The sequence below is a fragment of the Mesorhizobium sp. B1-1-5 genome (assembly GCF_006443065.1).
Lineage (GTDB): Bacteria > Pseudomonadota > Alphaproteobacteria > Rhizobiales > Rhizobiaceae > Mesorhizobium.
On record NZ_VFWS01000596.1, the window covers coordinates 1 to 1,094 of the forward strand.

1 protein-coding gene is annotated in these 1,094 nt (G+C 66.3%); it reads right to left on the reverse strand.

Annotated features, from left to right (window positions below):
* Nucleotides 1-1,094 (reverse strand): UvrD-helicase domain-containing protein (locus FJ980_RS33620; RefSeq protein WP_140547663.1); only part of this gene is annotated, 1,094 nt, incomplete at both ends.

Sequence of the window (1,094 nt, forward strand, 5' to 3'; positions counted from 1 at the left end):
GACCAGGTGAGCTTCAGATCGGCGAAGGGCGCATCGGCGTCGCGCACCTTGCTTGCGAACAGGAGCCTGCTGTCGGCGAAGGAATCCGGCGCCGCTCCCTGGAAGGAATAGATCGACTGTTTTTCGTCACCGACAGCGAAGATCGTCCGATGCGCGGTGTCGCGGGCGCCGATGCCGGCGAAGAATTCCTCGGCCAGCCGCTTCACCACCTCCCACTGGTCGGGGCTGGTGTCCTGCGCCTCGTCGAGCAGGATGTGGTCGATGCCCTGGTCGAGCTTGTATTGCACCCACGGGCCGGCATCGGGCCTGGCCAGGAGACTGACGGTGCGGGTGATCAGGTCGTTGAAGTCGAGGAACCCGCGGCCACGCTTCAACTGCTCGTAGCGGGCGACCAGCCAGTCGGCCAGCGTCAGCGCGGCGCGCGTGCCCTCCAGCATTCGGAACAGGGCGAGCCGGTCGACCGTCTCGACGATTGCGGTGGTCGCCGAGAGATAGCGCTCCGCCAGGTCCGGCAGCCGGTCGAGCAGCGCCTTTTTGAATGCATTGGCTGGATCGTAGACGTCGCCGTCGGCCTTCAGGAAAGCCCGCGAAAGCAGCTGCAGGCGGCGCACGGGGTCGGTTTCCGCGAAAGCCAGGCGCGCATGAGGCAAGATGTTGTTGAGCACCGTCCTGGCGTCGGCGGCCTCCGCCGCCTGGGCGAAGCCGGCAAAATAATCCGGCAGGAAGCCGGGCAGCGGCCAGATGGCGGTCGCTATGCCTTCGGCGGTCTGGCCGGGGCGGAATTGGAATTCGTCGAACAGCGTCTGGAAGTTCGGGCCGCCTCGATCGATTTCACCGATGAAGGCGCCCAGTTCGTCGCGCTTGCGGACGATCTCACCCAGCAAAGCGTCGAGCCCGGCCTCGCCCCCGCGCGCGAGCACGGCGGCGAAAGCTTCGGCGAGGTCCGGCCGATCCGCCGCGCTGCCCGAAATCATTTCACGGCGCGCGGCGGCGAACAACGATGCCTCCATCTGCGGGTCGAGCATCTCGAAATGCGCGGGGATGTTGGCTTCGAGCGGGAACTGGTGCAGCACGGATTCGCAGAAGGCATGAAT